The 19387-nt window shown below is 61.9% G+C and carries 18 protein-coding genes; 5 read left to right on the forward strand and 13 right to left on the reverse strand.

Features of this window, described 5'->3' with window-relative positions; translation table 11 throughout:
* Window positions 1–2: 2 nt before the first annotated feature.
* Window positions 3–1094 (reverse strand): DUF5694 domain-containing protein, encoded by a 1092-nt coding sequence (locus tag ABNT42_RS01340; RefSeq protein WP_348692978.1) that lies wholly within the window; start codon window positions 1092–1094, stop codon window positions 3–5.
* Between the two features lie 212 nt (window positions 1095–1306).
* On the opposite strand from ABNT42_RS01340, the gene ABNT42_RS01345 reads away from it, so the two are divergent.
* Window positions 1307–1723, forward strand: a complete 417-nt coding sequence (locus ABNT42_RS01345; protein WP_348692980.1) for a hemerythrin domain-containing protein — start codon at window positions 1307–1309, stop codon at window positions 1721–1723.
* Between the two features lie 53 nt (window positions 1724–1776).
* Here ABNT42_RS01345 and ABNT42_RS01350 read toward each other — a convergent pair whose 3' ends face one another.
* The 7 genes from ABNT42_RS01350 to ABNT42_RS01380 form a co-directional block, all read right to left on the reverse strand.
* Window positions 1777–3921, reverse strand: coding sequence for an SUMF1/EgtB/PvdO family nonheme iron enzyme (locus ABNT42_RS01350; RefSeq protein ID WP_348692983.1), 2145 nt, complete (start codon window positions 3919–3921; stop codon window positions 1777–1779).
* Window positions 3922–4018: 97 nt separating this feature from the next.
* Window positions 4019–5662 (reverse strand): AAA family ATPase, encoded by a 1644-nt coding sequence (locus tag ABNT42_RS01355; RefSeq protein WP_348692986.1) that lies wholly within the window; start codon window positions 5660–5662, stop codon window positions 4019–4021.
* 185 nt (window positions 5663–5847) lie between these two features.
* Window positions 5848–7236 (reverse strand): amino acid permease, encoded by a 1389-nt coding sequence (locus tag ABNT42_RS01360; protein ID WP_348692988.1) that lies wholly within the window; start codon window positions 7234–7236, stop codon window positions 5848–5850.
* A 108-nt stretch (window positions 7237–7344) separates the two neighbouring features.
* On the reverse strand, window positions 7345–7584 hold the full coding sequence (locus ABNT42_RS01365; protein WP_348693286.1) for a DUF1272 domain-containing protein: 240 nt from the start codon (window positions 7582–7584) through the stop codon (window positions 7345–7347).
* Window positions 7585–7652: 68 nt separating this feature from the next.
* Entirely contained in the window at window positions 7653–9101 is a 1449-nt protein-coding gene (locus ABNT42_RS01370) for a PepSY domain-containing protein (protein WP_348692991.1), read from the reverse strand.
* Window positions 9098–11230, reverse strand: a complete 2133-nt coding sequence (locus tag ABNT42_RS01375) for a TonB-dependent receptor (RefSeq protein WP_348692994.1) — start codon at window positions 11228–11230, stop codon at window positions 9098–9100. The genes ABNT42_RS01370 and ABNT42_RS01375 overlap by 4 nt, the downstream gene beginning before the upstream one ends.
* Window positions 11231–11485: 255 nt before the next feature.
* The gene (locus ABNT42_RS01380) at window positions 11486–11857 is read right to left on the reverse strand and encodes a DUF2946 domain-containing protein (RefSeq protein ID WP_348692996.1); all 372 of its coding nucleotides are present in this window, start codon (window positions 11855–11857) and stop codon (window positions 11486–11488) included.
* 156 nt (window positions 11858–12013) lie between these two features.
* On the opposite strand from ABNT42_RS01380, the gene ABNT42_RS01385 reads away from it, so the two are divergent.
* A complete protein-coding gene (locus ABNT42_RS01385) occupies window positions 12014–12250 on the forward strand; it encodes a hypothetical protein (protein WP_348692999.1) in 237 nt (78 codons plus the stop codon).
* Between the two features lie 34 nt (window positions 12251–12284).
* Here ABNT42_RS01385 and ABNT42_RS01390 read toward each other — a convergent pair whose 3' ends face one another.
* From ABNT42_RS01390 to ABNT42_RS01410, 5 genes are all read right to left on the reverse strand, one after another.
* The gene (locus ABNT42_RS01390) at window positions 12285–13046 is read right to left on the reverse strand and encodes a hypothetical protein (RefSeq protein WP_348693002.1); all 762 of its coding nucleotides are present in this window, start codon (window positions 13044–13046) and stop codon (window positions 12285–12287) included.
* 61 nt (window positions 13047–13107) lie between these two features.
* Entirely contained in the window at window positions 13108–13647 is a 540-nt protein-coding gene (locus tag ABNT42_RS01395) for a redoxin domain-containing protein (protein ID WP_348693004.1), read from the reverse strand.
* Window positions 13644–14195, reverse strand: coding sequence for a carboxymuconolactone decarboxylase family protein (locus tag ABNT42_RS01400; RefSeq protein ID WP_348693006.1), 552 nt, complete (start codon window positions 14193–14195; stop codon window positions 13644–13646). Before ABNT42_RS01400 ends, ABNT42_RS01395 begins: the two co-directional genes overlap by 4 nt.
* A 104-nt stretch (window positions 14196–14299) precedes the next feature.
* Window positions 14300–14953 carry a MarR family winged helix-turn-helix transcriptional regulator gene (locus ABNT42_RS01405; RefSeq protein WP_348693009.1) on the reverse strand — a complete coding sequence of 218 codons (654 nt, stop codon included), beginning with the start codon at window positions 14951–14953 and terminating at the stop codon, window positions 14300–14302.
* Between the two features lie 60 nt (window positions 14954–15013).
* Window positions 15014–15556 (reverse strand): XRE family transcriptional regulator, encoded by a 543-nt coding sequence (locus tag ABNT42_RS01410; protein ID WP_348693289.1) that lies wholly within the window; start codon window positions 15554–15556, stop codon window positions 15014–15016.
* A 140-nt stretch (window positions 15557–15696) separates the two neighbouring features.
* On the opposite strand from ABNT42_RS01410, the gene ABNT42_RS01415 reads away from it, so the two are divergent.
* From ABNT42_RS01415 to ABNT42_RS01425, 3 genes are all read left to right on the forward strand, one after another.
* Window positions 15697–16479: an aldolase gene (locus tag ABNT42_RS01415; RefSeq protein WP_348693011.1), complete on the forward strand. Its 783-nt coding sequence runs from the start codon at window positions 15697–15699 to the stop codon at window positions 16477–16479.
* Window positions 16480–16499: 20 nt separating this feature from the next.
* Window positions 16500–17384, forward strand: a complete 885-nt coding sequence (locus ABNT42_RS01420) for a dihydrodipicolinate synthase family protein (protein WP_348693014.1) — start codon at window positions 16500–16502, stop codon at window positions 17382–17384.
* A gap of 182 nt (window positions 17385–17566) precedes the next feature.
* Window positions 17567–19291 carry a methyl-accepting chemotaxis protein gene (locus ABNT42_RS01425; RefSeq protein WP_348693017.1) on the forward strand — a complete coding sequence of 575 codons (1725 nt, stop codon included), beginning with the start codon at window positions 17567–17569 and terminating at the stop codon, window positions 19289–19291.
* Window positions 19292–19387: the final 96 nt, after the last annotated feature.

The following is a 19387-nucleotide window of genomic DNA, read 5'->3' on the forward strand; positions in this document are numbered from 1 at the left end:
CTCTAGCGCAGTATGGCGGCCGTATCGACCACGCGCACGTCATGCATCATGTTCAGATAGGCTTCGTAATAGCCCTTGTGCGATGCGCCGACGATGGACAGCATGCGCTTGCCCGGCTCAGGGCCGAACAGGTCGCGCATATTCGCCACCATGCGCAGATTGCGGGTTTCCCAGCTAGTCAGATAAATGCGGCCATACTGGCGCCCTGCCGTATCCTGCAGCGCTGCGCCGAAATCGCTATCGAAGGCCGCCTGTGCCTGTGCCGGCTGGTTATATGCGCGGTACAGCGCCAGCACCCCGTCTGCCGTGCCCAGTGCCTTATGCAATACGGCATCCTCGGCACGCCGTTTGGCCGAAGCGGGATTGTCCCAGACCTTTTTGATTGCGACACCGGCCGCTTCCTCGTCCGCCGCATCGCGCAGCGCGAAATCGGCCGTGTGGTCATCCACCGGATAGACACGTTCATGCCCCAGCCGCACCGCCAGCGGCACGGCAATCAGATAGGTTTCGTCGCGCCGCGTCACCAGCTTGTTGAGGTAATCGACCAGTGCCTGATCCAGCCCATCGCCCACACGACGCTCGCTACTATCGAGACGCAGCCATTGCACCAGCGCCGAAGCGCGGTCGGCTGCGGCCAGCATCACGGCGGCCAGATGACGCCGCTGCGCGGGCGTGACCGTCGCCGGCAGGTTGGCCAGCAGGCGTTCCATCTCGGCCGTCGCCGCCGGCACATCGAGGCCGGTGGCGGCCTGCGCCAGTTTCGGGTCCCAGCAGTAAGTGCTGACCGTTTCGGCATAGCGGTAGGCATAGCGGCGCAGATGATCGCACTGGGCGCCGGACAGCGCTTCCACCGTAATCAGTTGCGGCTGCCACGTGGCCAGCCGGTCGATTAGCGGCGCCAGTCCGGCCGGATCAAACTGAGCAGGCAAGGCCGACAGGTGCGCCGTCCCCAGCACCATCACCTGATTCGGCGTGGCGCGTGCAGGCGCCTTGAGCTGGGATGGGTCAAAGCTGGGGCGGAAATTCTCGCCTGCCATGGTCAAAGTCGATACACAAAACAGGGCTGCGGCGACGCATAAGCGTTGGTGCGACATAAATGATTCCTCCAAAAATTACGAAAGCTAGAACGCGACGGCAAGCTTAGCGCTAAGCGCTCACGGGCGCGGACGCGATTCGACGAAACGCAGAAAACATGGCGTGAATTGCAATTTTTAAGGAGTGACTTTTTAAGATGTATTTTACTTGCATGTTATGAAGAATCTGAGCTACACTTATTTCACAAGTGAAATAAATTGAAGGAAAAGCAATGAATATCGATAAGTTCAAGCACCAGCACCTCGACATTCTCGGTGCCATTACCCGTCTGCGCACCTTGGTACAGAGCGGCATTAGCGAACAGGCTGGCGCGATCGCGCAGCAAATCATCGCCATGAGCGGCTTTATCAAACTGCATCTGGCAGTAGAAGATCGGGTACTCTACCCGGCGCTGGAAAATAGCGGCAACGCCCAACTAATCCGTTTGAGCCAGCAATATCGCAGTGAAATGGACGGTATTGCCTCCGCCTACCTAGCCTTTGCCGCCCGCTGGAACAGCCCACGCCTGCTGATAGCGCAGCCGGAAGATTTTCGCAGCGAAGCTAATGCCGTACTGCGTACGCTATACGAACGCATGCAGCGCGAAGACCGCGAATTCTATCCAGCGATCGAGGCAAGCGCGCACTGATGATGCTAATGCTAATGCTGATGCCGATGCTGCTGGCGGGCTGAATTCCCGCCCTAATTCGCGACCGCGTCCTGCACACCGCGGAAGCCGATGGTGCCGGCGCGATCCTTGGCTGGCGCCATCAGCAGATATTTTCCATGCTGGTCGAGCCGGTAGGCTTGCGGGAAGTACCAGTAGGAATTCTGCGGCTGGTAATAACTCCCTCCGCGCAATATTGCAGCACGGGTATGCTCGTCATTGAATTCGCTGGTCCACTGCCACACGCTGCCCACCATATCCTCTACCCCGAACGGGCTGGCACCTTGCGAATGCTGGCCTACCACAGCGGGTGCCGTCAGGCTGCGCCCCTGCTCGGGCGCTTGTACCTTGGCGCCGTCCCACGCATTCCCCCAAGGATAACGGCGACCATCCGTGCCCTGCGCCGCATACTGCCACTCCCATTCATGCGGCAGCCGCTTGCCGGCCCAGCGCAGATAGGCGCGCGCATCCTCGATCGACACCCACACCACGGGGCGCTGTTCGTCACCCACCTTGGGCGCACCAGCCACCCAGTGGCGCAGGAAGTTGTGGGCATCGGCAGGACGGTAGCCGGTGGCGCGCAGGAAGGCCAGATATTCAGCGTTGGTGACGGGATGGCGATCCATGTAAAACCGCTGGATAGGTAAGGTATGCAGATGGTGGCGACGCGCCACGGACTCCCACGGATACTGTACATCCAGCCCCGGCTTGTTCTCGCCTTCAATCTCGATGCCATGCACCTTGAAGCTGAACTGCCCCGCAGGCACTTCCACCATGCCGGCAGGCGCACTGCGCGCAGCGCGCGTGGGCGCAATCGCCACCATCTGCTGCGCCAGTGGCTGCCATGTGGCGGCGTACGCTGCGAGCGGCTTGCTAGCCTGCTGCGCCAGGGTCTGCAGCGTGGCCGGCAGACTGACCATGCTGGCACCGGCACGCAGCCGCAGGATGGCACCGTAGCCATGCGCTTCTAGCGTCACCTTCAATTCGGCCTCGCCATCGACGATGCGGGGCTGCAGTTCCCTGCCCTGCCACAGATCGAAATAGCGCTGGCCCGGCTGGTGCGGCAGACGCAGCACCGGCTCCGTGATGGCCCAGTCGGTGCGGTTGATGATGGTCCACAGCGTGCTGTCGCTGAGCGGGAAAGCGCTGGCATACACACCGTAATGCAAGGTCTGAACATGCGGCTGCCATGCCACGCTGACCAGATGCTCAGGGAAGGCGCGATAGATGGTGGCGATGCGGCGCAAGGCCGCACCGTCGCGTGGCGTGATCTGGTTCCACCAGCCCCACACATTCTCCCAACTCTGGATGCCAGTACCGTTGAAGAAGGCATCCTGCAACAGACTGCTACGGTCGGTGGCCCAGCGGTCGCACACATGCACCATGTGACGCGGCTCCAGCCACTTCCACTTGCTTACCATGGGCACCAGCGTATTCGCCCAGTAGCCCCAGCTCTGCTGGTTATACGCCAGCATGCGATCGTCTTTAAAGTTGAGTTCCGGCTCCAGCGACAGCGCCTGCCCGCTGGCATCGGCCGCCTGCCGGTATTCCAGCGGCAGGCCATCCATGGTATCGCCGTTGATACCGTCAGCACCGATTTGCGCCATCAGCGCCGTGGTGGCTGCGGGCATGCTGCTGCCCGGATCGCGCGTGCCGGTATCCCACGGCATGGTGGGGAAAAACACCTTCACGCCGTGCGCATGAAAATCCTGGATCAGGCCACGCACCCCGTCCACGCCGCCCGGCATATCACGCAGCATGTCCCACTGGTTGCGGTCATCGATGCCGAGGTTGGGATAGACGGGCCATAGCAGCACGCTATCGATGCCGCCATAGCGCTGGCGCAGATCATCGAGAAAGCGCGTCACCGTATAGCGTCCCGTGGCAGGATCGTACAGATAGCGGTCTTCCACCATGGCCTGCGTCTGCACAAAATCGCGCTGGGTCCAGCGTAGTTCGGGACGGCGGTACTGGGCATCGTCATAGCCCATGCTGGCACGCTGGCTATTGCGCCAGCTTTGCATGGCCTGCAGCCACGCCGGATACTGGCCCTGGGTATCGCGCTTCCAGTTATTCAGCCTCGCCAGCCAGTCGGCCTCGCCCAGATCCTGCTGGGCCGGCCCCAGTATCTGGCTGCCGCGCAGTTCGATCACTGGTGCCTCGGCGGCGCTCACCGTCATGCTCTGCGCCATTAGCGTAACAAGTAACACCAGCGACATTTGCGCCACTAAGGCTGGCAGCGTGGCAGGCCACCGTTGGCCACATTGACGTTGCGATTTATCCGGCTGCATCGATCACTCCCATCATAGCTTGCTCCGCCTCTGGCGACAGCACGATTTCCACTGCCATCTGGGCGCGCGTGAGCCCGACGAACAGCTTGCGTTTTTCCACCGCAGTCAGTTCCGCGAACGCCAACTCGGTCAGTACGATAGCGGGTTTGCTCTGTCCCTTGAAACGGTAGATCGATTCCACCAGTAGCTCACCTTGCGACCATACCGGCTCGCCCGCGCGCGTGTAAGCACCAGTAAAACGGGTAGTGCTCAGCGCCCCGATCCGCGTCCGTTCCGTGAACACCGACGCAGCGCGGCCACGGTGGCTGACCACGGCGATATCACCGGCGGCAAAGCCGCGCGCCATCAGACCGGCCACCGCCTGCGCCGTCTGCTCCAGCAATTCCGGCTCGTTGCGGTACACATGAAATCCCGGTAGCTCGCCCTGATACGGGCTTTTGCTGACCACCGCGGTGCTACACAGTCTGAGTGCATTGATCACGTCGCAGATCAGGCGGGGACTACGGAAGTTATCACGGCTGACCACCACCACGGCATCATCGATAGCGAAATCCTGCCGCGCATACAGCCGCTGCTCGTCGTCCTGCAGCAGATACAGCTTGCCGTCGGGATGCAGCAACTGCACCAGTCGCTCTATCCACTCCGGCTCGAAATCCTGCCCTTCGTCGATCACCAGCAGATCGTAGCGCGACGGCAGGCTTCCGCTCGCGGCGAGGTAGCGTGCGGTAGCCTGCTCCAGCACCTGCGGCTGGGTGAAATCAGGCTCGCCATGCGTGCGGCGGTCGTATTCCACCACCAGTTCATGGAAGTTCGCCACTTCGGCACGGGCTGGCGCCAGCGCACGGATATGGTCTGCCAGCGAGCGGTTAAAGCACACATAGCCTGCGCGGCCGCCAGCCTGCAAGGCCTGCTCCAGTAGCTGCAACGCCAGCTGGGTCTTGCCCGAACCGGCCGTTGCCTGCACCCGCAGCACACGCGAAGGCGCCTCGATGCGGGGCACCCAGGTGGCGAGGCCGTCGGCCAGCACCCGCGTAGAACGCGCCAGCTGCTCGCGCACGGCGGCCAGATCGACCGACACGCGGAACTGGTTGTACAGAAATCGGCGCAGCGCGTCGAACTGGGTACAGCCGCGCATACCAGCCAGCCATTCGCGCACCAGACTGGCCAGCTGGGGGAACAGGGTCGCATCGATGATGCGCTCGCGCGGCATCGAAACCAGATCGTCCGAACTGAGGCGATAGTCCGGCAAAACCAGACAGTTGGCCACGCTGGTTTCCAGTCTGGCGTCGGACAAGCGGCTCAATAGACTGCCGCGCTGCCAGCGCACCTGCTGGCTGACATCACGCGTGCGCTCGTCCGTGCCGTAGCATTTGAACACCTGCCCGTCGCGCAGCTGCACCGCACCGGCCTTGACTTCGATGATCAGCAATGCGCCGGTCGGCGCCAGCACGATGATATCGATTTCGCCGTAGTGGTCGTGCCCCTGCTGCACCGTATGCAGCTCCAGTCCATGGAAGATCTCGTAGCCGTCGGGCAGCGCCTGCACGAGCTGATTGACGATATCGAGTTCCCGATAAATTCCGCCATCACGGCGCAACACGGGAGAAACGGATGGAACCAGCACAGCCATCTTTGATCCTGTTAGAAAAATTAGTATGCAAATACATAATAATTTATTCAGGAAATATCGTCACTGCAAATCTTGCAATGGACAGGGCAACGGCATGCCGGTCAGGCGGGAGGAAAGATCAGGCGGTGCACAGGCCGCGTAGAAACGCGCCCGTGCACCGTGCAGGCGGGAAGCCGCAGGGGGTTTTATTTCTGATTCAGCAGCGAGTGGTGACGCGCATAGCTGAAGTACACCACCAGACCGATGGCCAGCCAGATCAGGAAGGCGATCCAGGTGATGGCACTCAGGAAGGCCATCAGCGCGCCGCAGAACACGATGGCCAGCGCAGGAATCACTGGTACACCGGGGCAGCGGAACGCGCGGTGCAGTTCCGGACGCTTCTTGCGCAGGATGATCACGGCCAGCGAGACCAGGCAGAATGCTGCCAGCGTGCCGATGTTGGCCAGTTCGCCCAGCACCTGCAGCGGCACCAGTGCGCCCAGCAGACCGAAGACGATACCGACCAGCCACGTCGCCACGATAGGGGTACCGGCGCCGTTCAGCGACGACAGTTTTTTCGGCAGCAAGCCGTCGCGCGACATGGCGTACAGGACGCGGCTCTGGCCAAAGGCCATCACCAGAATCACGGTGCTCATGCCCAGAATCGCGCCCAGATCGACGAAACCGGCAAACCAGTTTTCACCGGCAAACTGCAGCGCCAGCGAGACCGGATGGTCCACGCCCTTGAACTGGGCGAACGGCACGATACCCGTCATGATAGCCGACACCACCACATACAGCACGGTGCAGATGGCCAGCGAACCGATGATGCCGATCGGCAGATCGCGCTTCGGATTCTTGACCTCTTCGGCTGCCGTGGTCACGGCGTCGAAACCGATGAAGGCAAAGAACACCAGCGCCGCGGCGCTCATCACGCCATTTACGCCAAACGGCATGAACGGATGCCAGTTGGCCGGCGCCACGTGGCGTGCACCCACCAGAATGAACAGCAGTACCACGCCGATCTTCACCACTACCATCACGTTGTTGATGCGGGTCGATTCGCGCACACCCAGCGACAGCATGACCGTCAGCGTCATCATGATCAGGAAAGCTGGCAGGTTGAAGTAGGTGGTCACGCCCTCCAGTGCGCCCGGTGCCGCCGACAGCGCCACGGGAATCTGCAGACCGAAACCGCCCAGCAGCGACTGGAAGTAGCCCGACCAGCCGACCGACACGGCAGAAGTAACCAGACCGTATTCGAGGATCAGGTCCCAGCCTATCATCCACGCCACCAGTTCACCCAGAATCGCGTAGCTGTAAGTATAGATACCGCCTGCCACCGGCAGGATGGAAGCGAATTCGGCGTAGCACAGCGCCGCAAAGCCGCAGGCGAAAGCCGCCACCACAAACGACAGGGCCAGCGCCGGACCGGCGGTAGAAGCACCGCTACCGGTCAGCACAAAAATGCCGGTACCAACAATCGCACCTATGCCCATCAGGATCAGATCGACCGGGCCCAGCACCTTCTTCAGACCGCCATGCGAACTTGCGTTGCGCATGGCATCGAAATCCTTGGTTCTAAAAATACTCACTCACATCCTCCACTATTGTTTTGAACAGGTCGTGTAGACCGGTTATGCCTAAGGCGATTCTGACGTTACGTAAACGTCAAAGCGCCGCAGTATGACACAACTGCCACGTCATGGGCAGCCCGCAGGCTTGTAGATACGCTGGCTGGAGGGGGGATTTTTGGCCAGTTTGCTGGCCGGGCGCCGGGGGCGCGTCAGTAACTCGCCACCACAGTTGGGGCACACCCCGCCCAGCACAGTCTCTGCGCAGGCGGCGCAAAAGGTGCACTCGAAGGAACAGATACGTGCCTCGGTGGATTCGGGTGGCAAATCTTTGTCACAACATTCGCAACCGGGTCTCAATTCCAGTATGTCACACTCCCGAAAGTTGATAGGTGCGCGCATCCGGCGCGCACCTGCATGAATAGAAGCCTATGCTATCAAGGCGATGCGACCGGACGACTGGCATTGTGTCCAGCCAGTGCATCGAGCAACAGCACCAGCGGCGCACTCAGCGCCAGTGTCGGCATCAGTGCCAGACAGCCCAGTAGCGTCAGCCACCAGCCGGCGCCCAGTGCGCGCCATGCCTGTGCCGGCACACGGGGCAGACTCAGTTGCCCTGTTTTGCGACGCTTGAAATACATCAGCCAGCCCGATAGCAGCGAGAACAGCACGCCCACACCGAACACCAGTAGAACCGCCTGATTCCACCAGCCGAATTCGCCGCGATGGAAAGGAATCCCGATCGCCGTAGCTTTGCCGAAAGCGGTCTGCTGGCTCCAGTCCGAGGTGTACAGAGGCTGGCCGCTATAGGCATCCAGTGCGGCCTCGAAGCGCAAGGCGGGCTGGCTGCGGTCCGCCATGGAAATCCGCCAGATGCCGTGCGGATTGCGCGGTGGCGTCAGTTGCAGGCTGGCCGCCGGTGCGATGCGGCGCGCGGCATCAAGCGCCGCCTGCCAGCCTAGCGGCATGGCCTCGCCCTGCCGCTGCGAATGCAGACCGGCCGGCATCTGCGGCGGTGCCTGCCCCGTAAGATCACGCAGCGCGCGCACTTCCTCGCCCGCATATTTGCTCCACGTCAGACCGGTCGCCAGTATCACCAGACTGATGATGCCCAGCGCCACACCGGCAAAGGTATGCCATTCGCGCCAGAACGCACGGCCACGCAGCCCCGTGCGCGGCCAGCGCGCCGCTGGCCACCACAGCGCCACACCGGTAAGCAGCATCACCATCATCCAGCTCGCGCCCAGTTCTATCATCCAGCGCCAGCCCTCGCCTTGCAGTAGCCGCGAATGCAGATGCTTGGCCCACTGGCTAAAGCGCGCGTCATTGGCCAGCGTGCCCGTAATCCGCCCGCTGGCGGGATCGACATAGACAGTCAGCGCACCGGCCGGCAGACCGAAGCCGGAACGTTTCGCTGCAAGCGGCTTCGCCCCAGACGCGCCGACAGGAACGCCTGCCGGTGCAGGAGCATCGCCCGTTGCAGGCGCGGCGGCCGGCATGGCAGGCCCTGCCCCCATGCCGTTGCCGTGCTGGCCGCCGTGATGGTGGGCGTGGGGATCGCTGCCGCCAGCTGATGGCGCAAAAATCACCTTCAGCGCATCGCTGTTCGCCGCCGGCACCACCACCTGCTTGAGCTCCATACCGGCAGGTGCGGCGGCCTGCGCTGCCGCCACCAGCTGGTCGAGCGGCCGCGCCTGCGCTACCGGCGCCACCTGCTCCATGTGACCATACAGGTGCTGCTCGATCTGCGGCGTGAACACATACAGCAGGCCGGTCAGCGCTGCCAGCAGCGCAAACGGCGTCGCCACTAGCGCCGCCCACCAGTGCACACGCCAGAACAGCGCCGCACGTGCTGCGCTGTTTAGCTGATCTGCGGCGGCCTTCATTGCTTGCCTCCGTAGGTATAGCTAAGGCCCAGCATGATGCTGCGCGGGGCACCGGGGGTGTACTGGTTCTGCGCGTTAGGATTGTAGCTGCCCACGCCGGAATACGAACTGCTGGCCGAATCGGCATAGCGCCGGTCCGCCAGATTGCGTGCCTGCAGCCACGCCTGCCACGACGCTCCGATGCGATAGGTGGCACGCAGATTGAGCAGGCTATGCCCCCCGTAGCGCACCGTATTGGCGTTATCCATCCAGTAGCGTCCCTGATGCACCACTTCCAGCGCTACCCGCAGACCGCTGACAGGACGCAGCCCGACTTCGGCCGAGGTCATATCGCGCGGTGCCTGCGGCATCTCCTTGCCGCTGTAGTCGAGCGTAGATGAAACCCGATAGGTTTCATAACGATGGCTGGCCACTGCCGTACCGAAGCGCGCGTCAAACTGCTTGCCGTCATAGGTCAGCCCCAGTTCCAGCCCCTGACTGCGGGTGCGGCCAGCATTGCGATTTTCGCTGTTACCCGGCGTGACCGTGTAGCTGACGATGGTGTCGCGCCCGGTCAGCCGGTACAGCGCACTATCGAAGCGCAAGGTGTTATCCAGAAAAGCCAGCCGCAAACCCACTTCGGCGTTGCGGAAGGTGGCCGGATGCAGATCCGGTATGCCGGTCTTGCCATACATCTGGCTCACTTCAGGCGGTGTGAAACCGTCACTGAGATTGGCATACACATTGGCATCGGCACCCAGCACATAGCTGGCCGCGATCTTGGGACTGAAGCGCGCGAAGCTGCGCTGCTCGTCCGGTGCACCGTAGTTGCTGCTGCCGCGTGGCGCCAGATGGTTGTGGTAATCGTAGGAGATGCGGTCGGACCGGCCGCCAGCCACCACGCGCAGCCTATGCACGGGAGTGAACTCGAACTGACCGAACCACGCCGTGTTGGCAATGTCGGCCTGATAGTCGCGCACCCCCAGTGGCTGGCTGCTGCTGACCATGGTGTAACTGAGGTAGCGCCCCGTGGCCGCATCGCGCACGATGGCCAAGTTGTCGCTCACGTAGGGGTTATCGCTATGGTCGATATACACACCGCCGATCAGGCGCGCATTCAGCCAGCGGAACTCCTGCACGTGCTTCAGATCGACCCCGCGCGAATCCACATGGTTGTTGTTCCTCGAACCCTTGCAGGCCGTCGCACTGCAGCTGCCGATGCCGTAGGAAGGAATCTGCGCATGGTCATTGCGCCGGCCGAACACGGTAAAGGTAGTATTACCGCCGGCAATGGTATCGCCCTCCCACGCCGCCGTCACCCGCGTCGTCAGATCGCGCCGGTAGGTAAACGTGTTGATGCTCTTGCCTGGATTATTCAGATAATCGTTCTCGAACAGGCTACCCGTCATGCCCGCATCCAGATCCGTATGCACCAGCGTGGCCCGCATGGACGAACTGGGACTGAGCGCATAATCGGCGCGCAAAGTATATGAGTCCTTGCTGCCATAGCTGTACTGCTGCCAGTTATCGCGCTCGCGCCGCATACTGTAGTGCGAAAAGCGCAGGCCGAAATCGCCCCAGCTATCGCTGGCTGCCGTATCGTAGCGGCTATAGCCGGTTTCGCCCTCGCGCCGCACACCGATGCTGGCATACGGCGTGCGCGACGGGGCGGCAGTCAGCACGTTGATGGCGCCGCCGACAGCATTGCTGCCATACAGCGACGAAGCGGGCCCTTTCAGCACTTCCACGCCATTCGCGCCGCTCAGGTTCATCTCGTTGAGGGAGTTGTGGTTGAACACGCCCAGCGGGCGGATGGGAATACCGTCTTCGAGATACTGGCAGACGGCATTGGTACTGATAGGCTGGCGGATGGACATACTATGCTGCTCGTTGCCCAGATCATTCCAGTGAACGCCGGCCACGCGGTTCAGCACATCGCCCATGCTCTTGGGCTGGTCGCGCTGTAGCGCATTTTGATCTATCACACCAATCGCGCTGGGCGTTTCGGACAGTTTGGTCAGCGCACGCGCGCCGCTGATCACCACAATTTCCATTCCGTCATCTGCTTCGGCATGGACACTGGTGGCAAACGCGGACAGCAAGGCCAGCGCCAGCATGGACAGGGGGAATGCAGGAAAATTTTGTTTCATCGATTCGTACTCTTTTCAAAAGACACCCATTGCACGGCCGGCTCGGTGGGAGCGGCGCGGCACAGGATGTAGCTATCCCATACGCCCAGCGCGACGATCGCGGCTATGCAGGCGCAGCGGAATGCATGCAGCACCAGTCGCAGACTGGTGCGTCGGAAATATGCGGACAAAAAGCGGGACATAAGGCCTCCGGTTCGGTCGAATTCACACCCCGGCTAGTCAGAGCGACAAGTCGGGGCGACAAATTACAACGAATCAGGCCAGTACAGGTGGGGCGCGTGACTGCGCCGGCGCCCAGACGAACGGGGCTTGCGGCGCTTGCAGGAACAGACGGGGAACGAAGGCGAGCCGGCTAATGCGATGAATAGGAGCCGCTTGAGGGGGAGTGGGTACCGCGAGATCGATATGCAGCGCGCAATACGGGCAATCCATGGCAGCGCGGGCATCGGCCGGCTGGCTGCCATCGCCGGTCGCACTGGCGACCTGCACCAGCTTGTTACCGGCGACGCTACAGATTTCCACCCAGTCGCCCGTGCTGCGCACGCGCGAGATGGTCGGCGCCAGCACGGCGAACAACATCGCCAGCGCGGCCAGCCAGAGCGCAATCCGATAAGTTGTTCGATGCATAATCATGCGCGCCAGTGTAGCACGCGGGCGCAGCAAACCCTACCGTCCCATCGCATTTTCCTTGCATGGCCATTAACTGGGACATTATGTCCCAATGTATGGAAATTGCTTTTAGGTAGTATGGACATCTAACAAACATCGGAAAAAGCGGAAATCATGGAATGGGTCCCTATCGTCTTCTTTACCTTCAAAATTGTCGTGCTGGGCATAGGCATGTTCTACGCCATTAAGTGGCACTACGATCAGGGCAAGAAAAATCCCGCCAAGCCGGCGCGCTCGGTGTTGCGCGTTGCCGGCGCGGTGGCGCTGGGCTTTGTGCTCCTGCTGGCAGGTCTGCTGCTCCTGACCTTTATCGCCAGCAAGACATTAGGGCTGGAACTGGCACTGCCATAAGCCTGCGCATGCTTTGCATGGCAGGCTACAGGCCTTACTGATTGACCTTGCCCGGCAGCGACAGATTGCCGCTGGCAACCTTGAACACATCCACCACACAGACCAGCGGATTATGCACGCTAGCATTCACCCGCAGCGCTGCAGTCACGCCATCGAAGCCGGCCGGTGTGAGCACGCCGATATCCTCGAACGGCACCCGCACCTCCAGCGTCGCGCCCTTGAACACCGGGCTGTAACCGGGGCTATCGATCAGGATAGGCAGGCCGGGCCAGGTTTTAGGCAGGCGCGGCTTGCTCCCCTCGGGAATATCGACGATCTTCAGCGCCCCCTTGCCGCAAGCCTCATCGGGCTGCAGCACCACCCAGTGCGTATGCCAGACCGCGCCGTCATCGCCGGTATTGCCATCGTTATCTTCGTCGTACAGGGGAGTATCGTCAAAGTCCGGATGCGCCGTCACGGCAAACGCCAGTATGCCGGCCTGATGCTCGAAGCCCACCACATACGGGTCTATCGTGGTCGGCCAGACATACGAGAACACCTGACTGCCGGCCAGTTTGCCGGTGGCGGTGGGACGCGATTGACCGGCCTTGCCGGACACGGCCACATGGAAAGTGGCAATATTGCCTTCGGTCGTGATCTTGCTGTGGATGATGTCAAACGCCGGTTGCACGGTCTGGCTGGCAGCGCTCTGGATGCCGCCCTGGTGGGCAGCGTGGGCGCCCGTGGTGTGGGCCGCACAGTAAGGTGCCAGTGCAGTGAGGCCGGCCAATGCGCCGATCAGATAGAGGTTTTTCATACTATGCCTTTCTGGTGATAAGTAAATTTTGTGTTGAAGAAGCCCGGGCTACTGCCTGAGTTCACGCGTGCGGAGCGATGCGGCAACGGCCATCGAGGCAATCGCTGCCGGCAGGTGTGGGCTGCAGCAAGGCAGCGATCTGAGCCCCCAGTTGCAAGTCCTCGAGCATGCCGAAATGGTGCTGGCGCAGCCGCCCCGCGCGATCAAACAGCAGCAGCGTCGGCGTGCCACGCATGCCATACGCCGCCATGGTTTTGGGTACCGGCCCGGTGCCCGATGCGCTGTCTATGGCCACAGGAAAACCGATCTGGTATTCATGCAGGAAGGCCTCCAGCGCTACCTGCCCCATCGCGGCATGGTGCTCGAATACCGTATGCAGACCGATCACTTCGACCTCGTTGCGACTGAAGCTGGCAGCGACTTTTTTAGCCTGCGGCAGCCCGTGCGTGACACAGGCCGGACACAGCATCTGGAACGCATACACCAGCACCACCTTGCCGCGCAGTGCTGCCAGCGACAGCGGCTGGCGCACATTCAACCAGGCGGCCACCTCGAACTCGGGGGCCGGTGTTTCGATCGCAAACTGGTTCATGGCGCTCATGGCTGACGCAGCTTTACGTGGGGGAAATCGAGCGGCACAGCAAAGGCCACGTTGACGTAATTGGTGAACAGGTTCAGCGCGATATGCGCCATGATCTCCATGATCGCGCCATCGTCGAAGCCCGCCTGCCGCAAGGCCTCCACCCTGGCTGCATCGATCTGGCCGCGCTGCTGCACCACACTGGTAGCGAACTGCAAAGCAGCCCGGGTGCGCGCATCCTGCGCCTGGCCGGCCTGCGCGGCGGCCATTTCTTCCGCACTGGCGCCGGCTTTGCGGCCTAGCGCCGTGTGCGCAGCCAGACAGTATTCGCAGGCATTCAGGTCGGCGATGGCCACCGCCAGCTGCTCGCCCAGCCGGGCGCCCAGTGTGCCCTGCCCCAGCGCGCCAAACGCGCCCCACATACTGGCCAGTGCCGCAGGCGAATTGGCCACTGCGCGGAACATATTCGGGGTGGCGCCAAAAGCGCCGTGGATCTGATCGAGCAAGGCCGCCGAGGCCGCCGGTGCAGCATCACGCTGGAGCAGCGACAGACGTGCAGATTGGGACATGGTATTTCCTTTCATTTGCTTGGCCGTGTAAGGAACTGAATGGCCGGCCACGCCATTCAGTTAGGAGTCCTAAGTATTTAGGTCAAAAAAAAGCGCAGCCGGTTTCAGGCAAACTGCTCCCAGTTACGCTGTTCACTCAAGGCATCGGTGGCCTGCTGCTCGGCGCAATCAATGCGCAACATGGCAACGGGAAGACGGGCATTCACCAGCCCGCAATGATGGGGCGCTGCCGTGCCCGCATAACGGTTAAGTTCGAAATGGCGGCAGGACAGACAGGCCCGCAGGGCAGGAAACCGCTCGCTCTTCTGCAACTGGGCAATCAGCTTGAACAAGCCCACCAGCATCTGCTCCTGTAGCGCCGGATCGAGCCGCGCTGCCGCAGCATCGGCAAAATGGAGCGCCGACTGCAGTTGCTCGGCCACGGCCTTGCCGTCGGCCGTCAGCCACAGCGCCATGGCGCGCCTGTCGTCTTCGGCACGGTCTTTGTACACCAGTTGCTTGGCCACCAGCGCGGCGACCGAATCGCTGGCACTGGCCGCCGATACCGATAGCTGGGCCGCCAGCCACGACAGCCGTACGCCCTCCGTACGCTCGCGCAGCAACTGCAGGATTTCGGCCTGCGCCGGCGTCAGATTGTGTGCCGTGGCCTGTTCCCACATCCCTGCCCGCAGCACGCTGGCGATCCGGCCCAGCGTCGTTACCAGACGGGCAGACAGATCGGGCGTGCTATCCCACGGGGTGTAGTCAGGTGTTTCCATGACTGCATCATAGCAGCTCTGCAGGATTAGTCAAGAGTCCTAAGTATATTGGGCGTGGGTTTATTCAAGCTCATGGCTGACCACTACCAGCACTTGCGCCTGTTCACTGCTGATGGTGCGGGTCTGGTGAGGAATCAGGGCATTGAAATACAGCGAATCACCGGCTGCCAGCTCCACCGTTTGGCTAGGAAACACCACTTCGATGCGGCCTTGATGAACGAACAGCAGTTCTTCGCCCGCATGTTCCTTGAAGGCAGAAGCGACCAGTTCGCGCGGCGGATAGACCACAAAAGGCAGCATGCGCTTGGACGCGGCGCCGGCTGCAACGCTCTGCACCGCGCCAGCGCCGCCCTCGCCCAGCGCGGTGCGCTCGCAGGCGCGCGTGACGACGATGTCGGCGCCGGGCACCGGTTCGCTCAGCAACTGCTCGACATTGACTTCCAGCGCATTGGCCAGTTTGATCGCGACGGCGATCGAGGGCACGGACAGGCCGCGCTCGACTTTGGACAGGTAGCTCTTGGTCAGACCACTGCGCAGCGCCAGCGCATCTAGTGACCATGAACGCTGCTTGCGCAGCAGTTTGAGACGGATCGGAAGCGACATGCTGGTGGGGGCGGAAAAAAAATCATTGTAGCACATGACACGTCGTGTCATAATGAACTCATCGTGTCATCTGGTGGCGCCGCCCGATGCGCACGAGCCTGCAATCCATCACTGTTTTTTTGTCTAGCCTGGAGAATATGATGTCCACTACCCTCACCATGTCCAAACCGGAATTGGTGGCACTTGCCCAGCGGCGCCTCGCTCACGCGGTGGGCGACAGCAGCTGGTCGGCACGCCAGAAACTGGCCCTGACCTGCCGCATCCTGTTTGATGGCGGCCATGATTCCGGTCTGGCCGGCCAGATTACCTGCCGTGCCGAACAGCCCGATACCTTTTACACCCAGCAACTCGGTCTGGGCTTCGATGAAATCGGCGCTTCCAACCTGATCCATGTAGATCAGGACTTGCAAGTACTGTCCGGTCAGGGCATCCCCAACCCGGCCAACCGCTTCCACACCTGGATCTACCGCCAGCGGCCCGATGTCAACTGCATCATCCATACCCATCCGGCCCATGTGGCCGCGCTATCCATGCTGGAAGTACCGCTGGCCGTCTCGCATATGGATACCACGCCGCTGCATGAGGATTGCGCTTTTCTGGCCGAATGGCCCGGCATCCCGGTCGGCAACGAGGAAGGCGAAATCATCGCCGCTGCCCTGGGCGACAAGCGTGCCGTGCTGCTGGCCCACCATGGCCAGCTGATCGCTGCCGGCACCATAGAGCAGGCCTGCGTACTGGCATTGCTGATCGAGCGGGCTGCGCGGCTGCAACTGCTGGCCATGGCCGCCGGCCAGATCAAACCTATCCCGCCAGCACTGGCCAGCGAGGCGCATGACTGGATTTCCACCGCCAAGCGCGATACCGTCACTTTCAACTATTACGCCCGCCGCGCGCTGCGCCAGCATGCGGACTGCCTGATCTAACACTGCTACGGAGAACAACTATGCAAACCCGCTTCAACGGCATCATTGCCTACCCCATTACCCCCTTTACTGCCGACGGCAAGATCGATACGGCCACACTGCAGTTGCTGGTGCAGCGCCTGATCGACGGCGGCGCCCATGCCATTGCCCCGCTAGGCAGCACGGGCGAAAGTGCCTACCTCACCGATGCGGAATGGGAACTGGCCGCACAAGTGGCCGTCAGCGCCGTGGCCGGCCGCGTCCCCACCGTCGTGGGGATTTCCGAACTGACCACGGCCGGTGCCATCCGGCGCGCGCGCTACGCCGAGCAGATCGGTGCCGACGCCGTGATGGTGCTGCCCGTCTCCTACTGGAAGCTGACTGACGCTGAAATCATTGCCCACTACGCTGCCATCGGCGCGGCGATCCGCCTGCCCATCATGTTGTATAACAATCCGGCCACTAGCGGCATCGACATGCAGCCCGAGCTGATTGCCCGCATCTGCCGCGAAGTGAGCAACGTGACGATGGTAAAAGAGAGTACGGGCGACCTGCAGCGCATGCTGCGCCTGCAGCAGCTCACGGGCGGCAGCGTGCCGTTCTACAATGGCAGCAATCCGCTGGCCATGGCGGCCCTGACGGCGGGCGCGGCCGGCTGGTGTACCGCCGCGCCTAACCTGAATGCGGCACTGCCGCTGGCGCTAGTCGAAGCAGTCCGCGCCGGTGATCTGGCGCGCGCGCGCAGTGTGTTCGAACGCCAGTTACCGCTGCTGCAATTCATCGTCCAGACGGGGCTGCCCACTTCGGTCAAAGCGGGCCTGCGCCTGCAAGGCATCGAAGCCGGCGAACCGCGCCTGCCGCTGCAGAATCTGGGGCCGGAACGCACGGCCCAGCTAGCGGCCATCCTGCAAACGCTGGCCGACTAGCATCACAGCCGCGCGCTATCTGGACAGCGCGCGGCTATCTCATCTTCCGCACGGGCAGGCTGCCTGTCACACGCCGTATGTCCAGCAAAAATTCTCGCGCTCAGTGAGAATTGGAGAAAATCTTATGGTTTCCAAGGTGCTACTCTGGTTTCCCAGAATTATAAATATCACTGGAGACAAGCTTGGAAAACTCTGCCACTCTGAAGAAGACCTTCCTCTGGTTTGCCGCCTTTAGCGGCGCACTGTTTTTAATACTGCTGCTGGCGCTCTACGACATCTCGCGCACCCAGGCGGCGATTGCTGCCAGCCACAGCGCGCGCTACCAATCCTATCTGCTGGCCAATGAACTGCGCTTCAGCTCGGAAGAACTGACGCGGCTGGCACGCACCTACGTCGTCACCGGCGACAGCAAATACGAACAGCAGTATCTGGACATCCTCGAAGTGCGCAACGGCCGCAAGCCACGCGCCGATGGCCGCACCATCGCACTGGAGGCGCTGATGCGCGATGCCGGTTTTACCGAACAGGAATTCAACAAACTCAAGGAAGCCCAGGCCAATTCCAATGCGCTGGTGGCGACCGAAGTCAAAGCCATGAACGCCGTCAAAGGTCTGTTTGATGATGGCAGCCATCAGTACACCCGCAAGGGCGAGCCCGACATGACGCTGGCGCGTACCCTGATGCACGATGAGAACTATCACAAGTACAAAGCCACCATCATGAAACCGGTCGACGAATTCGTCGCACTGCTGGACCAGCGCACCGGCGATGCCGTCACACTGGCCGAGCAGACCAACAGCCGGCGCTATTTCATGGTCTTGCTACTGCAACTGACTTCCATCGGCGTGACACTGGGCGGCCTGTACGTGGTGTACCGCGCGCTGTGGAAATTGCTGGGCGCCGAGCCTGCCGTGGCGGCCGGCGTGGCCCGCCAGATCGCCGCCGGTGATCTGACCGTGGCCGTTCCCGTGGCCAGCGGCGACAGCAGCAGCCTGCTGCACTCTATGGCGGCCATGCGCAACAGTCTGGCATCAATCGTGACACAGGTGCGCACCGGCACCGACGCCATCGTCAGCGCCTCGACCCAGATCGCCTCCGGCAATACCGATCTGGCCAACCGCACGGAAGCACAGGCCACTTCCGTCGAGCGCACGGCCTCGTCGATGGAAGAGCTGAACACCACTGTGGCGCAGAACAGCGCCAACGCCCAGGCCGCTAACGACATGGCCCGCTCGGCGTCTGACATCGCCCGCAAAGGTGGCGAAGTGGTGTCCTCCGTGGTGGACACCATGAGCTCGATTAACGATGCCTCGCGCAAAATTGTCGACATCATTACCGTGATCGACGGCATCGCCTTCCAGACCAACATCCTGGCGCTGAATGCGGCGGTGGAAGCGGCCCGTGCCGGCGAACAGGGGCGCGGCTTTGCCGTGGTCGCCACCGAAGTGCGCAATCTGGCCCAGCGCTCGGCTGCTGCGGCAAAAGAGATCAAGATTCTCATCGACAGTTCGGTCGAACGGGTCAACACCGGTAGCCGTCTGGTGGAAGAAGCCGGCAGCACCATGACCGATATCGTCCGCAGCATCAACAGCGTCACCCGCGTCATGGGCGAGATTACCGATGCCACCCGCATGCAGACCGAGGGCATAGGCCGGATCAATCAGGCGGTGGCCGAAATGGATGACGTCACCCAGCAGAATGCAGCGCTGGTGGAACAGGCCTCGGCGGCCGCCGTCAGCCTGCAGGAGCAGGCCCAGACACTGGCTCAGACGGTGGGACTGTTCCAGCTGGAGCCGCAGGCAGGCAATGTGCACCGCCTGCAGCGCGAGCCCGAGCGGCTCCGGGGCGACGCGCTGAACGCGCCTCGACTGGCGCTGCGCAGGATCGCCAACGGCGTGGCTGACTAGTTAGAACACCAGTGGCGCTGGCGGCCGGCGCCACCTAAAGTGTTTTTGCCGTGTCGAAACAAAAAGTGGGTAGATTGTTGCAATCGAGATACTTTC

Source organism: Duganella fentianensis (assembly GCF_964031615.1).
GTDB lineage: Bacteria > Pseudomonadota > Gammaproteobacteria > Burkholderiales > Burkholderiaceae_D > Rugamonas > Rugamonas fentianensis_A.